This is a genomic window from Rhodopirellula sp. JB055 (assembly GCF_043100905.1).
Taxonomy (GTDB): Bacteria; Planctomycetota; Planctomycetia; order Pirellulales; family Pirellulaceae; genus Rhodopirellula.
The window spans coordinates 1-4,422 of record NZ_JBICHO010000491.1 but is presented as its reverse complement, the minus strand read 5'-3'; the positions used below and the strand labels follow the sequence as shown (position 1 = coordinate 4,422).

General features: G+C 55.1%; 1 protein-coding gene. It reads right to left on the bottom strand.

The genetic code is table 11. The annotated features are described in order from the left end of the window. On the bottom strand, positions 1-4,422 hold a 4,422-nt coding region (locus tag ACF8AM_RS19335; protein ID WP_392557225.1), incomplete at both ends, for a cadherin domain-containing protein.

Below are 4,422 nucleotides of genomic sequence, written 5' to 3'. Positions count from 1 at the left end.
CATCGATTCGGAACAAGGCAGCATCGGTTCCGATGAGTGCAAGCGTTTCCGTGCCCAGTGCATCATCCGTGACGACGATGTCGGCGACCTTCATGCCGGATGACAGGTCGGCACCTTCGCTGATCGTGGTGACTTGATTGGCCAGGCTCACCGAAGCGGCTTCGTTGACGTCGGTGATTGTCAGCGTGAATCCCGTCGAGGAATCAATGCCGCCGCCGAATGACGAGTCATCCACGTTGACTGTCACATCGAGCGTCGATGCGGTCTCGAAATCGAGGGTCGTGTCGCTTTTCAAATAGAGTTCGTTTCCGTCAATCTCGAACAGTGCTGCGTCGTCGCCCGAAAGAGAGAGTGCATTCGTTCCCGTGGCATCGTCGGTGACGATGATGTCCGCCATTTTGATGCGCACGCCCGTCGCGGTGTCTTCCGAGAGTGACGTCCCTGATTGACTGAGGCTCACCGTCGGTGACGAGTTCACGTCGGTGACGTTGATCGAAAACGGATCCGTGTCATCTGGGGAGGAGCCCACTGTGGAGTCATCCACCGACACCGAAACATTCAAGGTGCTCTTTGTGTCGAAGTCGAGCGACACACCCTCCTTCAGATACAACTTCGTATCGGAGTCTCGAAGTTCAAAGTAGGCGGCGTCGGTGCCGAGTAGGTTGAACGTGTTGGTTCCCTGTCCATCATCATTGAGCGTGATGTTTGCAACGTGCACACCACCGGTCAGATCGGCGTTTTCAGCAATGGAAGCCAGTACAGGGGTGATGGAAAAGGACGGGGCCGAATTCAGTTGATTGACGTCGACCGTGAATGTCTCTTCGGTGTAGGAGCTGTCTTCGCTGGTGGCACGAACCGTGAAGCTATGTTGGTTGGCGGTGTCGTAATCGAGTGTTGCTGCGAGAGTGACAATCCCGGTGCTGGAATCAATTGTAAACTTGGAATCGGGGTCGCTCACCAAGCTGTAAGTCACCGTTTCTCCATCGGAGTCGGTTGCCGAAACCTGGATGCCGACGGTGTCGCCGATGCTGGCATCTTCATCGACATTGTCAGCGTCCATGTCGATGTCTGTGATCGCGCTGACGGGCGTGTTTGGGCTGGTTCCTTCCACGAAGGTGAGCGAGTTGATTTCTTGATCGTCGAATTGGTTCAGCCCGATGTCCGTTCCATCGAATAACAATTCCACGGAGGCGACGGATGCGTTTCCGCCGATTCGGGTGGATGTCATGGTTAGCCGAAAGACGTCTTGGTTTGTCCCCGTCACACCACCGATCGTGGTCGAAGCTTCTCCTCCTGCATGCACTGAAATCAGAAGATCGCCAGCGTTGAGGGCGACTCCGCCAATCGTTGTGTTGGATTCAACGAGATGCAGGCCAGCGATCTCTTGGTTGAAGTCTAGGTTCCCGCCGTTGTTGTTTTCGACGGAGTCATCGCCTTCGATCAGGATTGCTTCGGTTCCGAAAGTGTTGGATTCACCGACAGTGTCAGCCGTGTAGGTGTAGACTCGATCGTCTTCGCTACCCGAACGCGTGAAGAGGAAGGTTCCCTGGCTGAGCGTTGTGTCCCCGACCGTGACGCCATTGACACCTTCGACCAGCGAAATCCCTTGGATATCATCTCCTCCGAACGGATCTTCGAGCAAGAGAAAGAAGTCACCAGCGGAATAGTCGCCTGGCGTGGATGCTCGAAACACGATCACGTCTTCCCGGTCGAATTCCTTGTCGGGTTCGGTGGCACTCGAAAAATCGATGCCGCTCTTGTCGATCGAAAAGATCAGGTCGCCCGCCAACAACTCAAAGCTGTTGGCTCCCGAACCGACACTCAGTCCGGACCAGACGGCATGCATGCCGGCGATGCCGACATCAGTTTCACTGATGAAATTTTCCAGACGGAAACCGATCGTGGAGGCGGCTCCGGATGTGGTGCCTCCGTTGCCATCCATTGTCAATGTTGGATCGCTAATTTGGACGACCTGGTCCTCACCCCAATTGGGCAATCCAGTGACGATCGACTCCGACACGTCTTTGTCCGTGCTGAACCACAGACCGTCGAGTTCGGATTGGTTTTGAACACGTAGCGTGAGGGTTTGCGTCGTGATGTTGCCCTCGGAATCAGAGACATTCACAACGACGATGTACGACGATTGGTTTTCGTAATCCAGCACTCCGTCGGTCAAAATCAATTCATCGGAGTTGCCACCACCAATCGAGAACTTTGCCGCGTCCGGTCCACCCACGACGGAGTACGTGAAGGTTTCATTCTCATTTGCATCGATGGCAGACAACTGGCCGACGCTCAACCCAGAAGCGGTGTTTGTGTTCTCAACAATCTCGTTGGGTTGAAAACCAAGTGAAATCGGGGCTTCGTTGGTTTGTGACGATCCCAAACTGATTCCCTTGGGAGTGTCCAAACCGCCGATGCCGAGATTGGTTACGTTGCTGCCATCCAGGTCGGACATGGAAATGTCAGGTGCCCCGGAATTGGTCCAGTAAAGCTTTCCGTTGACGTGATCGATCGCCAGTCCATCTGGATCATCCACGCCAGAGTCGGTCAACTCGCTGGTATTGGAGCCATCCAGATCCGCACGCCAAATGGCACTGGATCCTCCTGCGGACACGGAGTAGTAGAGCGTGTCATTGGCAATGTCGAGCGCCAAGCCATTGACGGCGGTGCCAAATCCACCGGATTGAGTGAAGAGTGTGGTGCGATTGGACCCATCCAAATCCATCCGTTCGACTTTGCGAGTCAGTTCGTCCGTCCAGTAGACATGGCCATTGACGAGGTCCAGTTCGATGTCGTCAGGCTTGGTGAAGTTCAGGCCCGCCGTTACCAAGGCAAGCGTTTCTGTATTCCCGCCATCCAGATCGGAACGCTTGACCGCGTTGTAGGAGTCACCATCTTCGACCCAGTAGATTTTGTCGTTGGCAAGGTCGATCGCCATGCCTCTGGGTTCATCCAGTCCCGTGAGGACGTTGACCAGTCCTGTGCCATCAAAGTCAACGCGGCGAATGCGATCGCTATCGGGTTCCGAAAAATAGATGTGTTGGTTGACGGAATCCACAAACAATTCGTCTGGGTTTGACAATCCACTGCGGACGGTTTGAACATCCGTCCCATCCAGTTTGGACGATCGAATCTCATCTGTTCCGCTGTCGATCCAGAAGATGCGATCGATCACACCGGCTTGGGTTTGATAGGAACCGCTATCGAGTCGTCCATCCAGGGAACTGTATCCCCGAGCGTCTTCGCCAACCTCACTTTCGGGTAGACCAGCATCGATCGCCGCACTGCTGCCCAGCAGTTGATGGGTTTGGACATAACCACCGTTGTTGGCCAAGGCGTCCAAGTCCGCGTTTTGGCCGATGAGGTCATCGCCACCAAATCCGGAAGCCGACCCCACGTTGCCGATCACGTTGCCACCGCTGGACGTGAAATTTCCTTGAACATCCGGATTCGCGTTGATTCCCGTGTTGCCAGAGACAATGGAATTGGCGAGGGTCGTGGTTCCCGATTCGACAAAGATGCCTCCACCGACGGTGGCGGTGTTGAGCGTGAATGTCGAATGAAGAACGGTTGTCGCGGCCTTGGTGTAGATCCCGCCACCGACGTTGGAACCCGTGTTTCCGCTGACGGTCACGTTGGTCAATGACGTGAGCGTGGAATCTGCTTCGACAAAGATGGCACCACCGACGCTTGCAACGTTGCCAGACAGTGTCAATCGATTCAGTCTCGCGGTTCCGCGGTTTTGAATCCCTCCGCCGGTGTTGGTGCTTTGACCAGCGATGCCACCGTTGTCAATGATGGAGACATCTGTCAGGTCGATCGTTCCGTAGTTACTGATCGCTCCTCCATCGATTCCGGAGTTGTTTGTCAGCAACGCACGATCCAAAACCAGTGCGGTCGAAGCGTTGACCTGGATGGCACCGCCCGAGTTTGAACCTGACCGTCCGCCTTGTAACGTCACATCCGACAACGTCAACGTCCCGCCTCGGACATCGAAGATCCGACTCAGTTCACCGGCGTCAATGATGGTGGTGTTGATCCCGTGGCCGACGATGGTGACATCTTTCAAGATGTCGAGGTCACCGTACGAGTTTGTGTCGTCTTCGGTTTGTTGGCGAGTGAGTTCGAAGACGGTCGATGTATCCAACGATGCACTGAAAACGATGGTGTCGCCACCGGCTCCGGCGTTCGCTTGCGTGATGGCTTCCCGCAACGACGTTTCGCCGTTGTTGTTGGATTCATCCAGCCAAGTGGTGACCGTGATCGTCGCGAGTTTATGTCCCCAAGTCTCCTGGAAGGATTCACTGACGACGATGTCCGATTCAATGACACCGGTCGCGTATTCCAAATCCCAGTCCGCGCCGTAGCGAGCGTGCCCTGTGTCATCGTCACTGGCAGCGACATCCGCTCCGGTGAGTG